Annotated in this window: 14 protein-coding genes; 8 read left to right on the top strand and 6 right to left on the bottom strand. The window is 63.6% G+C overall.

The genetic code is table 11. The features are described from left to right. Positions 1–176 precede the first annotated feature (176 nt). Entirely contained in the window at positions 177–1,367 is a 1,191-nt protein-coding gene (locus H6718_21815; GenBank protein ID MCB9588059.1) for a VWA domain-containing protein, read from the top strand. A gap of 33 nt (positions 1,368–1,400) precedes the next feature. Here the strand turns inward: H6718_21815 and H6718_21810 are convergent, their stop codons facing one another. Further along, on the bottom strand, positions 1,401–2,723 hold the full coding sequence (locus tag H6718_21810; protein MCB9588058.1) for a hypothetical protein: 1,323 nt from the start codon (positions 2,721–2,723) through the stop codon (positions 1,401–1,403). Positions 2,724–3,027: 304 nt separating this feature from the next. Here H6718_21810 and H6718_21805 point away from each other — a divergent pair, with 304 nt between their 5' ends. From H6718_21805 to H6718_21790, 4 genes are all read left to right on the top strand, one after another. Then, positions 3,028–3,663, top strand: coding sequence for a hypothetical protein (locus H6718_21805; GenBank protein ID MCB9588057.1), 636 nt, complete (start codon positions 3,028–3,030; stop codon positions 3,661–3,663). Positions 3,664–3,904: 241 nt separating this feature from the next. Further along, positions 3,905–4,942: a hypothetical protein gene (locus H6718_21800; GenBank protein ID MCB9588056.1), complete on the top strand. Its 1,038-nt coding sequence runs from the start codon at positions 3,905–3,907 to the stop codon at positions 4,940–4,942. 9 nt (positions 4,943–4,951) lie between these two features. Continuing rightward, positions 4,952–7,699: a VWA domain-containing protein gene (locus H6718_21795; GenBank protein MCB9588055.1), complete on the top strand. Its 2,748-nt coding sequence runs from the start codon at positions 4,952–4,954 to the stop codon at positions 7,697–7,699. 284 nt (positions 7,700–7,983) lie between these two features. Beyond that, positions 7,984–10,686, top strand: coding sequence for a VWA domain-containing protein (locus tag H6718_21790; protein ID MCB9588054.1), 2,703 nt, complete (start codon positions 7,984–7,986; stop codon positions 10,684–10,686). Between the two features lie 18 nt (positions 10,687–10,704). Here H6718_21790 and H6718_21785 read toward each other — a convergent pair whose 3' ends face one another. Beyond that, the gene (locus H6718_21785; GenBank protein ID MCB9588053.1) at positions 10,705–11,313 is read right to left on the bottom strand and encodes a hypothetical protein; all 609 of its coding nucleotides are present in this window, start codon (positions 11,311–11,313) and stop codon (positions 10,705–10,707) included. A gap of 189 nt (positions 11,314–11,502) precedes the next feature. Between H6718_21785 and eno the strand changes: the two genes are divergently transcribed. Continuing rightward, entirely contained in the window at positions 11,503–12,771 is a 1,269-nt protein-coding gene (eno, locus tag H6718_21780; protein ID MCB9588052.1) for a phosphopyruvate hydratase, read from the top strand. Between the two features lie 96 nt (positions 12,772–12,867). Here eno and H6718_21775 read toward each other — a convergent pair whose 3' ends face one another. Both H6718_21775 and H6718_21770 read right to left on the bottom strand, forming a co-directional pair. Further along, positions 12,868–13,599: a hypothetical protein gene (locus H6718_21775; GenBank protein ID MCB9588051.1), complete on the bottom strand. Its 732-nt coding sequence runs from the start codon at positions 13,597–13,599 to the stop codon at positions 12,868–12,870. A gap of 33 nt (positions 13,600–13,632) precedes the next feature. Next, on the bottom strand, positions 13,633–14,349 hold the full coding sequence (locus tag H6718_21770; protein ID MCB9588050.1) for a class I SAM-dependent methyltransferase: 717 nt from the start codon (positions 14,347–14,349) through the stop codon (positions 13,633–13,635). Between the two features lie 152 nt (positions 14,350–14,501). Between H6718_21770 and H6718_21765 the strand changes: the two genes are divergently transcribed. After that, entirely contained in the window at positions 14,502–15,131 is a 630-nt protein-coding gene (locus H6718_21765) for a DUF4215 domain-containing protein (protein MCB9588049.1), read from the top strand. Between the two features lie 19 nt (positions 15,132–15,150). On the opposite strand, the gene H6718_21760 is transcribed toward H6718_21765, so the two are convergent. Continuing rightward, positions 15,151–15,855: a hypothetical protein gene (locus tag H6718_21760; protein MCB9588048.1), complete on the bottom strand. Its 705-nt coding sequence runs from the start codon at positions 15,853–15,855 to the stop codon at positions 15,151–15,153. A gap of 168 nt (positions 15,856–16,023) precedes the next feature. Between H6718_21760 and H6718_21755 the strand changes: the two genes are divergently transcribed. Then, positions 16,024–17,265 (top strand): radical SAM protein, encoded by a 1,242-nt coding sequence (locus tag H6718_21755; protein ID MCB9588047.1) that lies wholly within the window; start codon positions 16,024–16,026, stop codon positions 17,263–17,265. Positions 17,266–17,276: 11 nt separating this feature from the next. On the opposite strand, the gene H6718_21750 is transcribed toward H6718_21755, so the two are convergent. Further along, complete coding sequence (locus H6718_21750; protein ID MCB9588046.1) at positions 17,277–17,696, bottom strand: putative metal-binding motif-containing protein; 420 nt, start codon at positions 17,694–17,696, stop codon at positions 17,277–17,279. Positions 17,697–18,173: the final 477 nt, after the last annotated feature.

Below are 18,173 nucleotides of genomic sequence, written 5' to 3'. Positions count from 1 at the left end.
ACTCGGTCCTGCTCGCTTCCTTGGTTTGAAACGTTGGTTCCACTGAGGGTGCGTGGCGCGCTTGGGTAAGGCGGCGTCGCAAACGGTCACAAACCCCGCGTATTCGTTTAAGTCTAAAGCATCTCGCCGGCTGTTCGACATCTCGCGTCGGCGGCCAAAGAAGCAAGGAAAGTCCGATGGCTACGAGCTCTGGTCGTCCGAGGTTGGTGCGCTTGGTCTCGCTCTGCTCGCTCGCTCTTGCAGTGGGACTCGCGGGCGCATGCTCCGGTGCGGACGAGGCCCCCGACACCGGCGTCACGGGTGGGAGCGGTGGCGCGCAAGGTGGCAGCGCGGGCAACGCAGGCGGCGCGAGCGGCGGCAGCGCTGGCAACGGAGCGGGTGGTTCCGGCGGCTTCTTGGATGCAGGGGGGAGCGACGCGTTGGATCCCGACGCGGCGTGCGGCTTGGTCACCGAGCGCGCCCAAGCGTTCCCGTTGAACCTCTACATCATGCTCGACAAGTCCGCATCCATGTCCGGCTATAAGTGGGACGCGGTGAAGGACGGCATCACCGCGTTCGTGAACGACGCTGACTCCGCCGGGCTCAAGGTCGCGCTGAATTTCTTCCCGCGCTCCGGCCCCGCAAGTTGCGATCAGACCCTGTTCAAGGAGCCGTCCGTCAGCTTTGCAGAGCTGCCAGGCAACGCTCAGCCGATCATCGACGCGCTGACCGCTGAGGGGCCGAATGGGATCGGCACAACGACTTATCCGGCGCTGGGTGGGGCGATTCTGAAGGGCATCGAGAACGGTCAGAATGATTCCACGACGAAAAACGCCGTGCTGCTCGTCACCGACGGCAACCCCCAGTGGCCAAGCCAACCGCCTCCGACGTGTGGCAGCACCGACAACCCAGAGTCGACCGCGGACATCGCGAGGCTGGCTGCCGCCGGCTATGGCTTCAGCCCCTCGGTGACGACCTTCGTGGTGGGATTGGACGGCGTACAAACCACGTTTGCGAACGCGGTGGCTGCGGCTGGCGGCTCAGGCCAGGCGATCTTGATCAGCAGCACGAATGCCGCTCAAGAGTTCAAGGACGCGCTGAAGAAGGTGCGCGGCCAGGCGTTGCCGTGCGAATACGCGCTGCCAAGCGACGTTGAGGATGGGAAAATTGCCTACGATCAGGTCAATGTGATCTACACGCCGGGCAGTGGCGGTCAGCAAACGCTACTGCAAACCGACGACTGCAACGCGGGCGGCGGCTGGTACTACGACGATCCCAATATGCCGACCCAAATCTTGCTCTGCCCCAGCGCCTGCGAGCAGGTGAAGGCGGACTTCGAAGCGGGGCTCGACATTTTGCTGGGGTGTAAGACCGAGCGCGTGAAGTAGCGCATCCGCACGCCAACCCTCACTCATCAAGAGCTACTGGCGCAGGCCCCGCGGCGCCTCTCCCCAAAGCTTGATGGTGCGGTCGCCCGAGCTCGTCAGCAGGCGCGTGCCGTCCTGATTGAAGTCCACGACGTAGACGTTTGCCGTCCCACCGTGGCGCAGCTCCTTGACCAAGGTGAGCTGTTCGCCGTCCCCGGGCTTCAGCACTCGGGCGCGCCCGTCGTAGGCGGAGACCACGAGCGCGTCTCCGCTGGGAGAGAAGCGTACCTGGTGAGCGTTGTTCTGCTGTCCTCGAAAGTACTTCCGGTCGCCACCGTCTGTCGTGTTCATCACGACGGTGTGCTCTCCCGCCACGGCGAGGAGTCGATCATCCGGAGAAAAATCCAGGCTATTCGTGTACTGAGGCGTTCCCGCGGTGAAACGCACTGCGCCCGCCTCGAGGTCAATCAACTCAACTGAGTTCGACGGGTAGTAGGTCACCGCCATCAGCTTTCCATCGGCGGAGAGCGCCCAGTCCTCGATGCGTTCCTTGCCCTCCAGGGTCAAGAGCAGCGAACCCTTGGCATCGAAGAAGCTGAGCGCTGACGTTTGCGCGGGGATACGCGCATAGGTCGCCCCGAGGACTTCGTGGTTGCGGGTCCAGCGCAGGTCCCAGGCGAAGCTCTGGGCGATCTCCCGCTTCACCTCTCCGCTCTTCGGATCCAGTAGTTGCAGCGAGTGGTCTCCGGCGAAAATCACCCAAGCGCCGAGCGGGCTCTGCGCATCGGGCCAGAGCCCAAAGACATCACGGCCCCAGGGCTTGAAACCAGGGGTCGCCGCCTTAGACACCAGGGCGCCGGTGGTCAAATCGTAGACGCGGATCGCCCCCTCCCCGCCGCCAACCACATAAGCGTGCTTCTCGTCAGGGAATATCCCTGCGGAAGAGAGATGGCTCTGCCCAACTTGGATGCTCCGGCGCACCGTCCAGCGCTTGTAGTCCTGGGGAACAGCGAAATGCGCGGTCGGTTGCACGACCTCCCACAGCTGCTTGCTGCCGACGAACGACTCCGTCAGCTGCCCGTAGCTGCGCCCGCTCGCCGCGACTTGTTGCTCTCCGGTCGCTGGACGAACGACGTCTCCTGGTGCGTTGGCGCCGCGTGGTTCAACGGGCTGGGTGGCTTCAGGTGACGCCGCAACCTGTGAGTTCGCCGGAGTCCCTTCGCCCGCCGTATCGTAGCCATTTCCGCGCGGTTCTGGCTCAGGGGTAGCAGCGCCGCAGCCGTGTAGAGCCATGAGGCTCACCCCCAAACCCAAGACTCGAAGCGCTCGCACCGTTGAGTGAGGCGCGGTACGCAGCTGGATTCCAAACAAAGCCATGAGTGCTCCTACAACGTCGGCGTGGGCGCATGTAGTCCCCATGGCACGCGCCCCTGACACCGTCTTACGTTTCAAGGTGCACTTGCGCGCCAAGGGGTGACCAAAATTGTTCGTGGCTGGCCGATCTGGGCGCGAAATTGTCCACGCGCGCGCAGGGAGACATCGCTTTGGGTGTTCCAGCTCCGCAAGAAAGCCGATTTTCTGCGCGAGAAACTCGGGTGCGGGATTTGGGGGTGAGGTACGCCTCGCGTCCCCCTGTGGGAACTAGAAGCAAGCGGCACGGCTAGTGCAAACCGAGCAGGCAATGCGTTGGTCCGTCGTCTTGGTTGGTTTGTGTGTTGCGTGCGGTGGAAGTGATCCGAGTGTAGGAGGCGCAGATCTCGACTCGAGCGGCACCGGGGCACCAGGCTTGACCGACCCCGTCACAGCAAAAAACCGCAAGGAAATGACCTGCGAAGACGCCCGCTCCTGGCGCTCCGGCAAGATCGAGCTTTCCGCAGCGCCCGGCGTGTTCAACGCCCTACAGCCGCTGTTCACCGACCGCGATGACCTGCTCGAGCTACGCGACAAGGTGAGCCCGGGCTGCGATTGGAGTCTCGAGGTCGTGGGCTCGACCGCACCGGTGGAGCAATGGGTGCCGATGCATCACGCGGGCGAGAGCTTCTGGAGCACGAACCCCCAGGAGGACGTCAGCGTCGATCTCATCGACTCGGGACGGCGCCTGATTCACGTCGAGCTGAGCCACGTCAGCACCCGTGCAGAGCACGGTGGGGACTGTGGTGAGCTCCAACGGGTGCACATCCAAGCGATGCTTGGGGAGGAGAATGATGACAAGCGCGTGCTCTCCCCCGACGGTCAGGAGTCACGCATCGGTGAGTTGATTGAGAGCGAAGACGATCGCCGCATCGAGCTCTGGTTCAGCGCGAAGCCAAGCGAATAGCGCCGAGAGTGGCCGCTGTAGCGTGATGTAGGTAGCGACAGCCTGAAAAGAACACGGAGCGAACTCACCCACTCATGTCCTTCGACCTCGCGTCCGTAGATTTGTCAGCGCCCTGAAGAGTTTTCATAGCTGCCAGTTGTGCCACCTCCCTCAGCACGCCAAAACACGGGCAATTACCCTTGCGAATTGGGATTGAAGTCTCTGCGTAGGCCGGGCACGGCTCGTGCTTATGAAGACTTTGATGGCGTCTTGGGATTATGCCGCACTGCGCAATGCAGGCGGCTTGGTGTTGCTCTCCAGCGGGCTCGTCTTGGCCGCGTGTGGCGGCACCGATGATCCCCAGCGCGCGCCTGCGAACTTCGGTGGAAGCGCTGGGACGACGAACGGCGGCTCAAGCGCGAACGGCGGCTCAAGCGGCTCCGGCGCCCTAGGTGGCAGTGCCGGGAACGGCATCGGGGGTGCGAACGGGGGTAGCGCTGGCGCGACCGGCGGCTCCAGCGCAAACGGCGGTTCCAGTGCGAACGGCGGTTCCGGCGGCTCGAGCGCAAACGGCGGTTCCGCGGGGAGTGGCGCCGATGGTGGGACCGCCGGTTCAGGCAATGGCGGCGCGGGTGGTGACGTGGGCGGCTTCGGCGGCTCAAGCGGCAACAACGGCGACGGTGGAGTTGGTGGGGGCGTGGCTTCGGGCGGCGCGGGCGGCACCGGGGAGACAACCGCCTGTCAGGTGGATCGCGCCTGGGCTCTGAACGTCACCGAGTTCCCGAATCCAACACCCACTCAGCTCGCGACGGCGATGGCCGACCTGGTGCCAAAGGACGGCACGGGACTCGCGCTGGTGTTGAAGTGGAACAGTGGCAACTCGCCCCAGTTTTGGGTCCACGCGATCGGCCTGAACCCGGTGTTCAACGAAATCTACTTCGCTGGCGCCGCAACACCGAGCGGTGTGCCAGCCAATGTTGGAGGAACTACGTTCTTCTTTGATGGGGGTGCGCAGCAATCCAGCGGCACCATCCGCGTGGTCGACGACGTGGGTGAACAGTTCATCATGCTGACGAAGGTCGGGATGGTGGATGGAGTCGCCACAGACGCCGGCTGCACCACGATCCAAGCATTCGTCGTCGCAACGATTCCCAAGGCCGAGGGCGACAAGACCTTCACCATCAACGGCCAAACCTCGACCTTCGCGAACCTCGCGGGTCCTGTGTTTGGCTCCGGCTGGAACCTGGCCATGCGTGTATCTGGCTCGCAGACCAACTTCGCGATCCATCGCCTGCCCTGAGAGAGAACCATGAGCGAACTGCCGCATACATCGGAGACGGCCTCTGGCCGAACAGCTTGGGCATCCAGGATCCAGCGCCTCGTGATGCCGCTTGGTCTGATGGCAATCGGTGCATCGGCGGTTCTGGTCGCTCCTGCTGGTTGCTCCGGCGAGGACCCGCTGGGTACTGTTGGCGATGGCGGTTCGGGCGGCGGAGCGACCTGCGACGACGCGGACGGCGACGGGTTCGGCGACGGTTGCTTGTCGGGGCGTGACTGCAACGACAGCGACCCGAACAGCACGAACGAGTGTTACTACTGCGACATGCCCGGGCGCGAGGGGTGCCCTTGCCCCGCGGATTCAGACGGCGAGCGCGCTGCGTGCGGCAAAGTCGAGGCGGTGATCAACGATCAGGTCGCGTGCGGCTTCGGCGAGTCGGTGTGCAGCGACGGCACGTGGGGCGAGTGCGTGATCAACAACACGAGCCTCGTCCAGAAGCCGAGCGCCGGCGCGATGAACCTGGGCAGCGCCCAGAGCTGCGTGGGGAACGTCTGCGATCCTTACTGCAAGGAGTTCAACGACGACGCGAACGGTGTCGACCCCGGGCCTGGCGGAGTCATCACCGGCCCCGGCGGAGTCACCGTGCCCGGCGCGGCGTGTCCAGCTCCTCCCGCCGACGTCTGCCAGGTGTTCGGTACTTGCTCACACTCGGTCTGCACCACCGGCGCGGCGCTACCTGTCGGATGCGATAACACGAACAGCGTGGTCGGCTGGGAGGATGTGTTCATCGAGCACTTCGCCAACAATAACCAGGGTTGGCTCTGGGACTCGCCATGGGAGATTGGCTCAGCCTCTTCGAGCGGTTGCGGTTCCGTGGGGAACGATCCTGGCACGGATCACAGCTCGGGTGGCAACAACGGCGTCGCTGGTTTGAACATCGGCGGCTGCGTGTACGGGTGGGAGATCTGGTACTACGGCGACCCCTACCTGCTGAGCCCGCCCATCGATCTGACGCCGCACAACGCGGCCGATCTGACCTTCTGGCAGCACTTGCATCACGACTGGCCCGTGGACGGTGACGTGCTCGTGTACAGCGACCCGGGGCTCAACTACCTGGGCCGTGTTTACGCTCCCGCGTCGAGCTACAACAGCTCCAACTGGGAGAAGGTGACTGTCGACCTAAGCGCGTACGCCGGACAGGCGATCCGCCTGGCCTTCCGCACCTTCACGCACAGCACCGACTACAGCTACTGGTTCGAGGAGAGCCCTGGTTGGTCGCTGGATGACATCAGGGTGCGTGGCTACAACCCCACCCAGGTCAGCACCGCAAACCTCGGCAACTGCATTCAGTCCATCTGCAACGACCGGCCCTCGTGCTGCAGTGGCAACTGGGACTCGCTGTGCGCGGACCTCGCTGGCTGCTACTGCACGGTCAGCGACCCTAGCCTGTCATCCTGCGCAAACGACTCGGCGCAGGCGCAGCTCGCTCCGGTCGACCTCTACGTGATGCTCGACCGCTCGTGCTCGATGAACGGCACACCTTGGAACACGGTCACCGGCGCGCTGACCACGTTCATCAATGACTCCTACTCGAGCGGCATCGGCATGGGCATCGAGTACTTCGGAAACGGCAGTAGCTCCTACTGCAGCAGCAGCAACTACGCGAACCCGAACGTCAACATCGGGCTGCTGCCAGGTAACGCTGCCTCGCTGACGAGCTCGATCTCCGGCACCGGCGTAGGCGGTAACACGCCGACGAAACCCGCCATCGATGGCGCGATCAGCCGCGCGATCACGAACCAGAGCAACACCGGCCGCAAGACGGTGGTGGTGCTTGCAACCGACGGTCTGCCCAACGACTGCAGCTCGACAGTGAGCAACGTGCAGACGTCGATCGCCAACGGGTTCAATGGCTCTTCGAAAATCAACACCTTCGTGATCGGCGTTGGGACCGGCGCAGGTGTCACCAACATGAACAACTGGGCGAACGCGGGCGGTACCACCCAGGCAATCGTCGTTGCGGCGAACGACGCGCAAGGCTTCATCGACGCGCTGACAGCGATTCGGAATCAGGGGGTGAGCTGCACCTTCGACATCCCAACCCCAACGTCTGGCACCATCGACCCTGCGCAGGTCAACGTCGTCTACACGAAGGGCAACGGCAGTGGTACCTCGGCGATCCTGAAGGTAACCAATGCTGCGGCCTGCGGCGCCAACGGCGGTTGGTACTTCGACAACAACACCAACCCAACGAAGGTCACGCTCTGCCCCACGACGTGTAGCACTGTCTCGGCAGACCCATACGCCCAGATCGAGGTGGTGTTCGGCTGTCTCTCGCAGCAAGCCCCGGGCAACCCTGGGTACTCGTCGGGCTACTTCGATCGGGACTACGACGCGACCTTCTGCGGAGCGGGAACCAAGCCGGTGTGGGGCCTCTGGTCATGGTCGGCGACCACACCCTCTGATTCCCGTGTGGAATTTCAGGTGGCCGCAGCCAGCACCGCGGCGGGCCTCAATAGCGCGACGTTCTATCCTGTCAGGTTCACGAACCCACCGGGCCCGTCGGGCTTGGCGGGCACGCAGGCCATCGCGCGCAGCACGCCAACCAACACCCAGAGCGGCTCGGCCAATCTCACCGAAGCGCTGGTCGCCGCGGGCGTGCCCCAACAGAGCCCGTTCGTTCGCATCCGCATGAACCTGCATCCATCGACGGACGGAGGTAGCGCGCCTTCAGTCCAGGCTTGGAATCAGCAAGTCAGCTGCGTTCCGTCCGAATAGTCTGCCGAAACCCAGACGCTGGGGCCTGACCAAAGCTTGAGAGCAACGGTCAGGCCCTTTGCGTTTTTGACGTTCGCGCCTGGAGGAGGGAACGCCTGGTCGAGTGGTGCGACTCACAACCACATCGGGCGCCCGGCCTATTCCCGTGAAATGTTGCATACTTGGGGAGCGAGCACCCCGTCCCCATACTAGCCTCAAGACGCTTGAGATTCGATCACGTATGTTTAGTGACAACTACCTGTCACCACAGCAGCGCCGATCGACCTACCGCCTCGAGGCTCGCGATGACTCCCAAGGTTTCAGTTCGTCCCATCCTGCTCATGGCTCTGGGCTTCCTTGCGACCACTGGCGGCGTGACCGCGTGTGGTGATGACGGACGCCCAAGTGGATCCGCCACTGGTATGGGTGGAAGCGGAAGTGGCTGCCAAGACGTTGATGGCGACCAGCACGGAGTCGGTTGCGCCGCGGGCCCCGACTGCAACGACCTGGATGCCAGCGTCTTCGAGAACTGTCCGCAGTGCACGACCACGGGTCGCGATGGCTGCTTGTGCGACGCTGAAGCGGAAGGCACCCGAGTTCCGTGTGGCAAAGTCACGGTGGTGATCAATGGCATCGAGAGCTGCGGCTACGGAGAGTCGTTGTGCAGTGGCGGGCAGTGGGGCGAGTGCATCATCAACAACACGCTGCCACCACCGGAGGCGCAAAGCTCCCACACCCTAGGCTTGGGGACGCCTGACAATTGCGTGGGTAACCCGTGTGATCCTTACTGCATGCAGTTCGACGACGACTCCGAAGGGCTTGACCCCGGAGACGGCGGGAGCGTGATTGGTAGTGACGGCATCACCAACCCGCGCGCAGCTTGCTCAGCGCCCAACCCAGATGTCTGTCAGCAGTTCGGAAGCTGTGGGCACGGTGTCTGCAACACGGGCAGCGCGCTGAGCGTCGGCTGTGACATCGGCGCCTCAAGCGCGTGGGTGCCGCTCTTCCGCGACACCCTCGAGGATTGGTCCAACTGGAGCTCCATCGGCTGGGATATCGGGGCGGCACAGGCGTCCGCCTGTTCCACACTTGGCGGCGCAGAAGATCCAATCACGGACCACACTCCAGGACCGTCGAACTCGATCGGCGGCGCACGCCTCGGAAGCTGCATCAACGTCTTCGACTTTGCGCCCCTCAACCAGTTCTACTTCCGCGGCCCCCTGCTCGACCTGAGTGGCTACACCGACGCGCGCCTGCGTTTCTTCCATCAGCTGATGAGCACCTACCCATTCGTTCATGGGGTGCGCATTCTGAACTCCCATGGGGATCCGATCGCCACGGTGTATACGGCACCAAGCCCGGCCAACATCGATACCTGGCAAGAAGTAACCGTCGACCTGGGCGCTTTCGTTGGACAGCAGGTCCGCTTCGAATTCGAAATCCACGCGGCAAGGTTAGACGCAGCCGACCAAGGGATCTTCGCGCCTTCCTGGTCGATCGACGATGTAACGCTCGAGGTGGTGGACCCAACGCCGAACAGCTATCCGGCACTTGGAAGCTGCATCGAAGACATCTGCGCCGCGCGCCCCAGCTGTTGCAGCGGCACCTGGGACCAAGGCTGCGTAGACCTGGTCGGCTGCCACTGCCTGGTACAGGACCCAAACCTCGATAGCTGTGCCAACGAGTCCGCCGAGGCTGAGCTGGCTCCAATCGATCTGTATGTGATGCTCGACCGCTCCTGTTCGATGGACGACTACGGGCGCTGGGACGCCGTAAGTACGGCGCTGACGACCTTTGTCCAGGACACGAGCTCCGATGGCGTCGGCGTCGGCATCGAGTACTTCCCCTATGACGACACGGAAACCGCCTGTACCCGCGCCAACTACGCCGCACCATCGGTCAACATCGCGCCGCTCCCTGCCAACGCGAGCGCCTTGGCGCTCTCGATTGCCAACACAGGACCCTACGGCTGGAATACTCCGACGCTCCCCGCCGTGCGGGGCGCCGTGGACCATGCGCGAGCCCACCAGCAAAGCAGCGGACGCCGCACGGCCCTCGTGTTGGCGACGGATGGCGAGCCGAACGGCTGCTCCTCCGACGTCTCGAGCGTGACGTCAGCGATCACCGCAGGTCTGAGCGGTGCTGAAGCGATCAACACCTTCGTGATCGGCGTTGGCAGTTCCGCGGGGATTAGCAACATGAACGCGTGGGCCGCGGCCGGTGGCACCACACACGCGTACGTCGTGAACAACAGCGACGTTGCTGGCTTCATCACGGCCCTCAACAACATCCGCGCGACGGGCTTCAGCTGCAGCTTCCAGATCCCGGCGCCAAGCAGCGGCGTCGTCGATCCAGCACAGGTGAACGTCGTGTTTCACTCGAGCGGTCAGTCGGACCGAGTCATCACACGCGTGACGGGAGCGAGCAGCTGCGATGCCAACGGTGGCTGGTACTTCGACGATCCAGCCGCGCCAACCGAGGTCGTGCTGTGCCCAGCAACCTGCGACCAGGCTGAAGGCGATGCTAGCGCGGGCGTTGAGCTAGTGTTCGGCTGCCAATCTCAGACGCTCGCCGGTTCCCCGGGGTACAGTCCATCAACGTTTGATCGCACTTACGACGCCGTCCAGGCGTGCGGCGTGGACTCCGGTTTGAAGCCGGTGTGGGGACTCTGGTCGTGGGCCAGCGCTACACCAAGCGACTCACGGGTACGCTTCCAGATCGCAACTGGCGCCAGTCAAACAGAGCTGGACTCCGCCAGCTTTGCGCCGCTCGAGTTCACGGGTGACAGCGGCACCAGTGGGACCCCAGGCACACCTGCGGTGGCCTCCTTCGCCCTTGGTACCGAGAATGGTTCGCTAAGCGTTGCGAGCAACCTCACCCGGCTTGGGCTGGCGAACGGAGTGCCGTTCGTTCGCCTCCGCATGCTCCTGGATCCGAGCGGCGACGGGCAGTCCGCTCCCACCGTCAGCGCATGGAACCTGCAGCTGAGCTGCGTTCCCTCGGAATAGGTTTCCGCAAGGTAACTATCAACCGTTGCAAGTATAGCTTGAAGCGTTGAGGTTGAGGTTCGAGCACAAACCTGCGCACTGCGTCTGACAAGCCTGGTTGCAGAAGCGACAGCTCAGCGTATCCATGTAGAGCTGGACCGATGTGGACGATGTGCAGGTGGCTTCGATACAAATCTTGATGCAGCCGACCCCAGACGCCGAGTACTCACAGCCCTGCTCGACGCAGGCAACCATGGCCGAACACTCCGTGTTGTCGTCGCACGCCTTCATCTTGTCAGCGCAGTCGAGCTGCTCGCAGAGCAGGCACTCGTCTTGAGGCGTGAACTCCGTGCTCGCGTCGCTCGCGCCCCCGCCGCCGCCAGCCCCACTCGCAGCGCCAGTGCCGCCGGTGCTGGTGCCGGCTGACCCCGCGCTTCCACCGGAACTTCCACCGCTGTTGCCAGAGCCGCCGCTGGCGGAGGACCCGCTACTACCGCCCTGAGCGCCACTCCCTGAAGCGCCGCCATTGCCAGCGCTTCCGCCTTGGTCGCTTCCGCCGAACGCCGATGATTTCGGCTTTTCATCGTCGTTCCCGCAGCCCACCGCGAGCCACGCCGCTGCCAAGCACACGACCGTCCCTGTCCGCATCGTCCAAGCCATCGCCACAAGCCCTCCAAGCAGTCGTCCGCACGACCGATGACAAATAGTGGCGCGCGGTGCGGGCCGTGGGCAAGCCGAGGAGTCTCATGGCGCTTCTTTCTCGGCTTTGGGTGACCTTTCCGCGCGTGACCCGATGGAGAGTTCAGCGCGCCTGACATCTGTGTTATCCGCCGCCCCATGCCGGAGATCATCGACGTATCAGCACGAGAAATCCTCGACTCCCGTGGCAACCCCACGGTGGAAGCCGAAGTCCAGACCATGAGCGGTTTCGGCCGCGCTGCGGTGCCGAGCGGTGCCTCCACGGGCGAGCACGAGGCGGTCGAGCTGAGGGACGACGACAAGGGTCGCTACCTCGGTAAGGGCGTGAAGCAGGCAGTCAAGAACGTCAACAAGGTGCTTGGCCCGGCTCTCGAGGGCATGAGCGCTCTCGACCAGACCGGAGTCGACGAGACGTTGCTCGAGCTCGACGGCACGCCGAACAAAGGCAAGCTCGGCGCTAACGCGATCCTCGCGGTTTCGATGGCAACGGCGCGCGCAGCCGCGGACACCCTCGGCTTACCGCTCTGGCACTACCTCGGCGGAGTTCAAGCCCGGGTGCTGCCGACCCCGATGATGAACATCATCAACGGCGGCGCCCACGCCGACAACGGCCTCGAGATCCAAGAGTTCATGGTAGTTCCTCTGGGTGCGGCCAGCTTCCCCAAGGCGCTCCGCGCCGGCGCCGAGATTTTCCACGCGCTAAAGAAGAACCTCTCCAAGGACGGACTCACCACCGCCGTTGGCGATGAAGGCGGCTTCGCACCTCGCCTGGAGAACAACACCCAAGCGCTGGAGCGCATCCTGCAGGCCATCGAGGCAGCGGGCTACAAGCCGGGCAAGGACGTGGCGATCGCCCTCGATGTCGCCTCGAGCGAGTTCTACAAGAACGGCAAGTACGCTTTCGGCGGCGGGGAGAAGACCTCCGCGGAGATGATCGACATCTACGCAGACCTCGCGAGCAAGTACCCGATCGTGAGCATCGAGGATGGCCTCGACCAGAACGACTGGGACGGCTGGAAGGCCCTGACGGAGAAGCTCGGAAAGAAGCTGCAGCTCGTCGGCGATGATCTCTTCGTCACCAACCCGAAGCGCTTGAAGGACGGCATCCAGAAGGGCATCGCCAACTCGATTCTGATCAAGCTGAACCAGATCGGGAGCCTCACGGAAACGCTCGACACCATCCGCATGGCGTCTCACGCGGGGTACACCTCGGTGATCTCCCACCGCTCCGGCGAGACGGAAGATTCGTTCATCGCGGATCTCGCGGTCGCCACGAACGCAGGTCAGATCAAGACCGGCAGTCTCAGCCGTTCCGACCGCATCGCGAAGTACAACCAGCTGCTGCGCATCTGCGATGAGCTCGACGATTCGGCGATCTACGCCGGCGCCGACGCCTTCCGCTTCTGAGCGCAACGACCGGCAGCATCGAAGCCCGCTGTGTGAAAACACTGCGGGCTTCGCCGTATTTGCACCTGGCCGACCAATGAAACGCGGAGGAACCGCTTAGCGCTTGGTCAACGTCTCGGCGCCCAAGTCGGTGCCACCCGGTTGGCCCCACTGGCCGACCAGCTTCCCGCCAGACTCCACGTACAGCACCACACCGACGTTCTTCGCCGTACCCCAGCCAACGGCGAACACGTTACCTGAGAGCAAACCGACCCCAGAGTAGCTATTGCCGGGGATGTTCCACCTCACATCGTAGAGTTTTCCGCGCGGAGTAATATCCACGGTCCCCTTGTAGATGGAGCCATCGGGATTCTGACCTTTGATGATCTGGTAGTTGCCGTTCAGACCTGGCGGTCCCTTCAGGCTCTCGGCACCGAGCTTCGACATGCTGGGTAAGCCCCAGGTGCCGTCCAGCTGGCCACCATTGACGTGGTACACAACGACGCCATAGGGCTCTGCGTCGGAGAGCCCAACGGCCAGCGTCGTGCCATCTTCGATCGCGACGCCGACCTGCTTCACTGCGCTGGAACCCAGCGTCCAATTGAGCAGGTAGATCTGCCCGTTCTGCGTGATCGCGACTTCCCCGGTGTACTCACCGCCCCCGGGGTTCCGTGCGGCACTAATGGTGTATGAGCCGGAGTGCTTGCCCGTAGCCCCCATCGGCGGAGTAGCCGCAGTGCCTCCAGAGTTCGATGTGGCCTTGCACGCCAGAAGTGGCAGCACGACCACACCCGCGAAACACAACCCGATCAACCCCCGACAGAAAGCCTTGGAATAGCGACCCCACATCGCTGCGCAGCCTAACATAGCGTTCCCCTCACATCATGGCTTCCGCAACACCCACAGGTCACTATCTCCCAGGTTCCCGTGGTTGGTGAGCTCGAGCCCTGAAGCGTCCCCTGCAGCTGCGAGCTCATCGGCGCTCCAGAAGCGCAAATCCAGGGTGTGTTCTTCCACGTGCTCGGGGCCACGCATCGCAGTGAGCGTGAGTTGAATCCTGAGGCGGTTTGTTTCCGCGTTGAACTCGAGAGTTTCCAGTACACGGCAAGGGACGCCGCTCTCAGGGTGTTCGAAGTAGGGGGTGAGGTGCGTCGTTTGCGCGTCGTGATGCGCTTCACGGCGAAGTACATCGCACACCAGCGCCCCACGGGGCTCCAGGTGCCGCTCGACGTGCCCCAACGTCCTCCGCAGGTCCTCTTCTGTGTGTAAGTGAGCGAGCGCGTTGAAAGGACAAATCGCAAGACTCAGTCGTTCACCCAGCTCAAAGTCCCGGAAGTCGACGCACAGCGACGTCAGGCGCTCCCTCACCCCCAAATCCACGGCTTGCTCCTCCAGCAGCCGTAACATCTCGGGAGCCCGCTCCACGGCGCGGACGTGCACTCCGTCTTCCAGCAACGGCAAGCTGATGCGGCCGCTACCCGCGCCCAACTCGAGCACCTTGACCTGGCCCTGCGCGAGCCAGCGGTAGAACGCCACATCGTGCACTCGTTGCCCGAACAAGCGCTGGTAGAAGAGCGGGCTCTGATACAGCTCGGGCACCGGGGCACTCTAATGGCGGCGTAACCCGCAGTCGCTAGTGACAGTGACAGCGTTGTCATGATCTGGGAGCTGCCCCCTCCTGCGCCAACGCCCAAACCAGGAGAAATTGCGCTAGATCCGCTGTTCCCCCTCGTCTGGGCACGCTTGTCGCTATGCTGGCCTTCATGCTGACGAGCTGCGAGCACTGCGCTGGTTTCCTGCCGTCCGGGGCGACGGCGTGCCCCCACTGCGAACGCCGTGTTTCCCGCAGGGCCCGGCTCGCGATGGTGGCTTTGAGCGCCGTCTCCAGCATGACGCTCATGGCCTGTTACGGCGCGCCAAACGACTACGCGTGCGACACGGACCATCCCGAGCTGACACGAACGCCGAGGCCGTTGAGCGACGGCTTCGGCGCCGACTTCGACCCGCTTTCGTGCGGAAACGCTTCAGGTCCAACCTTCATGTTCGCTGTGCACCCCAACGAACCGAGCAAGGCAACCGTGCGCTGGTCCAACCAGAACAGCCTCGCGATAGCCCAGCTCGACTGTGAGGGCAGCACGGAGCACGCCTGTTTCGCTCCGAACGACACCGGCACTTCGACCTTCGAGGTGCTCGGCTCTCAGATCGTCGCGATCAGCGGCGTCGACTCGACCCAGGCAGCGGACACACGCATCTGGGTCGAGTTCACCCCCACGTGTGGTGACGGTATCCAGCAGTCCTACGAGCAATGCGACGACGGCGCGCGCGTGAACGGTGATGGCTGCTCGGAGTATTGCTACACCGAAGGCGGCGTGGGGGAGTAGCGTCCGGTCTCCGTAGTCACTAGAACCACGCGGCGAGGCCGAGATCTCCAGAGATCGCTTGTTTGCCCGGATACCAGTTGCGGACGTCACCTTCGTTGAAGGCGATGCCAGCGGCAAGGACGTGCGTGTACTTGACGCCTGCGGTCAACCCAACGTGGCTAGTTACTTCCGCGAGGAGACGCGCCTCGCCGGCAGCTTGCCAAGAGTGTGTGGTCTGCTCTCCGTCCTCAGGCGCTCGAAACTCGTCGCCGTCGATGTGGTAGGGACTGGTTGCCCTGGAGTAGCCAACGCTCGCGTTCGGCCAGAGCGTGAAGGGGCCACCCAAAGCAATCAGGTAGCCGGCGCGGAACGCACCTCCCAGCTCGGAACGATCCCCATCGCCCTCACGCGACTTTGCCAGGTTGACCAACCCACCCAGCGTCAGTCCGCGAAGCAGCACCGCGTTGGCCCCCAACGTCACTCCGGACCCGAACTTCACTCCTCGGTCGCTGTAGGGACCTTCGTCCGAGTCGCGTGCGAGCTCCGCCTTGGCAACTTCATCGATGTCGAGCAAGAGCGTGTGGTCAGCGACTTGCCGCAACGGCCCAGATGCTCCGTCGCTGCCCCCGCTATCCGCGGGGGTCGCCCAGGCGGGAGCCGTCGACACCAACGCGGTGACCCCAACTGCCAACATCATCCCACTCCGCAACGTGCTCTGCTTGTCAATCTGGCGCATTGTTTTCATTTCCCTCCGGATAAATGACAATTCGTCATTTGGCTTGTTTTCTGCGCGTTTCGCGCGCTGTGCACTCCCAATCAATAGCAACGGAAAGGTATTCCGAAGGCGTCCCCCAAGGCCTCAAAGCGAGCCCCGGTGTAAGTTCGCCGGCGGATGCCCCATACTCAGCGAGCCATGAGTCGTCGGCGCCTGAACGTGCTCTCCAAGGACTTCTTTCCGGCCTATGTCGTGTGGGAGCTGACCCTGCGCTGCGACCACGCATGCACTCACTGTGGGTCCCGAGCAAGCGCCCCTCGACCCGACGAGCTAACGACGGAACAGGCGCTCGAAGTGGTCGCAGAGCTGGCCGATATGGGCGCGCGTGAGGTGGTGCTGATTGGAGGCGAAGCTTATCTTCACTCAGGTTTTCTGGAGATCGTCGAAGCGTTGGCTAGGGCGGGAATCCATCCAACACTGACCACCGGAGGTCGCGGTGTCGATGCGGACCTTGCCGCACGGATGCAAGAAGCCGGGCTCTTGCAAGTGAGCGTCAGCGTCGACGGCTTGCGTGAGACCCACGACCGCATGCGAAACCTCAAGGGCAGCTTCGACCTGGCGACGCGCGCTCTGATCGCCTGCAAAGGCGCTGGCATCCGCATCACGGCGAACACCAACATCAACCGCTTGAACCACGCCGACCTCGAGGCGCTCTTCGAGCACCTTTCGTCCCTGGGGATCGTCGCCTGGCAACTCCAGCTGACCGCGCCGCTTGGCCGCGCGGCAGATCGCACGGACCTGATCTTACAGCCGTGGCAGCTGATCGACCTGCTGCCGCGCATCGCCGACCTCAAGCGCCTCGGCTTCGAGCGAGGCATTACGCTGCTACCGGGCAACAACCTGGGGTACTTCGGGCAGGAAGAAGCGCTACTGCGCTCACCCACCCTGGGCGGCAAGGACCATTGGGCGGGCTGTCAGGCCGGGCGCTTCGTGCTTGGAATCGAGTCCGATGGGGCGGTGAAAGGCTGCCCCTCGCTGCAGACGTCTCACTATGTGGGCGGCAGCCTCAAGCAGCAAAAGCTCCGCGAGATCTGGGACGACGCACCGGAACTGGCCTTCACTCGCGAGCGAGGCGTCGACGCCTTGTGGGGGTTCTGCCGAGAGTGCGTGTTCGCTGCGACGTGCCTGGGCGGTTGCTCATTCACCGCACACTCCATCCTCGGAAGACCAGGCAACAATCCCTACTGCCACTTCCGCGCGAAAACGCTTGCCAAACGCGGGCTGAGAGAGCGTCTAGTGCCGACCGGTCCGGCAACGGGGCTGCCGTTCGACAACGGTGCGTTCGAGCTGGTGACGGAGCCCTTCGATGCACCCTCACCCCCAGAACCAACTGCTGAGGGCTTGGTTCAGATCACGCGTCGGCCGCAGCGAACGAACTGACCCTTGCGAGTTCACTCCGCTGGCGGCGTGGCCACCTCTAACGGCGGCTTGTCCTCGGACGGGGGCTCAGCAAACTCCTTGGGCTTTGGCCGATCGGTGCCGTCGCAGTCCGAGTCGATGCCATCACCAACCTCGTCGGCGGCACCCGGATGAATACTGGCGGAGTGGTCATCGCAGTCTTCCCGAGCGGGAAAACCGTCACCATCTAGATCGGACGTCGGGTCCGCGGGCTCTTGCATATAGGCGTGAGGCGCGCCGTAACAAGCCATCAGAGTCATAGCGAGGCTGCTTCCAATCGCGACCTGGAGCAGGCGCGACCCCAGCCGCGAAACCGCGGGCGGCAACCGCGACGGCGCCGCTCCACAGTGGGGGCACGCCGCACCCTCTGGACTAAAACCACCGCACTCAGCGCAAGCGTCTAGTTTCTGCATTTCCATCCCCAACGCAGCGCACAGCCTCAGCTTACGGCGCTCGACTCAGGATGGGGGGGAGAGGGAGAAACGACAAGTAGCGAGTCGGATCTGCACGAGATCACGCAGGAAAGTCCGAGTCCCCGGGCTGACTCGCTGAGCTCCGACGCCCAGAGTTGCCCCCGAACCAAACGCGCCACAAGGAAAGCGCCATCTCGCCCCCCAGAACCAGCCGTCGTTGCGCGCAGGGTAGGCGACTGATCGGGCCCTGCCCGGCGAAAGCGCCTTCTGAAACCACACGCCACTTCGCGCCCGGGAGGCGCGAACAAACAACAGAGCGCCGGCCCAAACCAGCAGCGAGTCCAAAGATTAAGATCGAAACGCTAGGAAAGGAATCAGCGGTTCCGCACGTATCCGGCCCCCCAACCGAAGAGCAACTTCGCCACATCCGGCGAGCGCCAAGCCGCGCTCCTGGAAATCCCTGAACAAGCGCGAATC

Source organism: Polyangiaceae bacterium (genome assembly GCA_020633205.1).
Classification (GTDB): domain Bacteria; phylum Myxococcota_A; class Polyangia; order Polyangiales; family Polyangiaceae; genus JAHBVY01.
The sequence above is the reverse complement of the archived record's forward strand: the minus strand, read 5'-3'. Positions and strand labels throughout refer to the sequence as shown.

Coding starts and splice junctions, on each gene's coding strand:
- H6718_21775 (MCB9588051.1), bottom strand. CDS start 13,599: ATGTGGGGTCGCTATTCCAAGGCTTTCTGTCGGGGGTTGATCGGGTTG.
- H6718_21755 (MCB9588047.1), top strand. CDS start 16,024: ATGAGTCGTCGGCGCCTGAACGTGCTCTCCAAGGACTTCTTTCCGGCC.
- H6718_21790 (MCB9588054.1), top strand. CDS start 7,984: ATGACTCCCAAGGTTTCAGTTCGTCCCATCCTGCTCATGGCTCTGGGC.
- H6718_21785 (MCB9588053.1), bottom strand. CDS start 11,313: ATGCGGACAGGGACGGTCGTGTGCTTGGCAGCGGCGTGGCTCGCGGTG.
- H6718_21800 (MCB9588056.1), top strand. CDS start 3,905: ATGGCGTCTTGGGATTATGCCGCACTGCGCAATGCAGGCGGCTTGGTG.
- H6718_21815 (MCB9588059.1), top strand. CDS start 177: ATGGCTACGAGCTCTGGTCGTCCGAGGTTGGTGCGCTTGGTCTCGCTC.
- H6718_21795 (MCB9588055.1), top strand. CDS start 4,952: ATGAGCGAACTGCCGCATACATCGGAGACGGCCTCTGGCCGAACAGCT.
- H6718_21750 (MCB9588046.1), bottom strand. CDS start 17,696: ATGCAGAAACTAGACGCTTGCGCTGAGTGCGGTGGTTTTAGTCCAGAG.
- H6718_21760 (MCB9588048.1), bottom strand. CDS start 15,855: ATGAAAACAATGCGCCAGATTGACAAGCAGAGCACGTTGCGGAGTGGG.
- H6718_21805 (MCB9588057.1), top strand. CDS start 3,028: ATGCGTTGGTCCGTCGTCTTGGTTGGTTTGTGTGTTGCGTGCGGTGGA.
- eno (MCB9588052.1), top strand. CDS start 11,503: ATGCCGGAGATCATCGACGTATCAGCACGAGAAATCCTCGACTCCCGT.
- H6718_21765 (MCB9588049.1), top strand. CDS start 14,502: ATGCTGGCCTTCATGCTGACGAGCTGCGAGCACTGCGCTGGTTTCCTG.
- H6718_21810 (MCB9588058.1), bottom strand. CDS start 2,723: ATGGCTTTGTTTGGAATCCAGCTGCGTACCGCGCCTCACTCAACGGTG.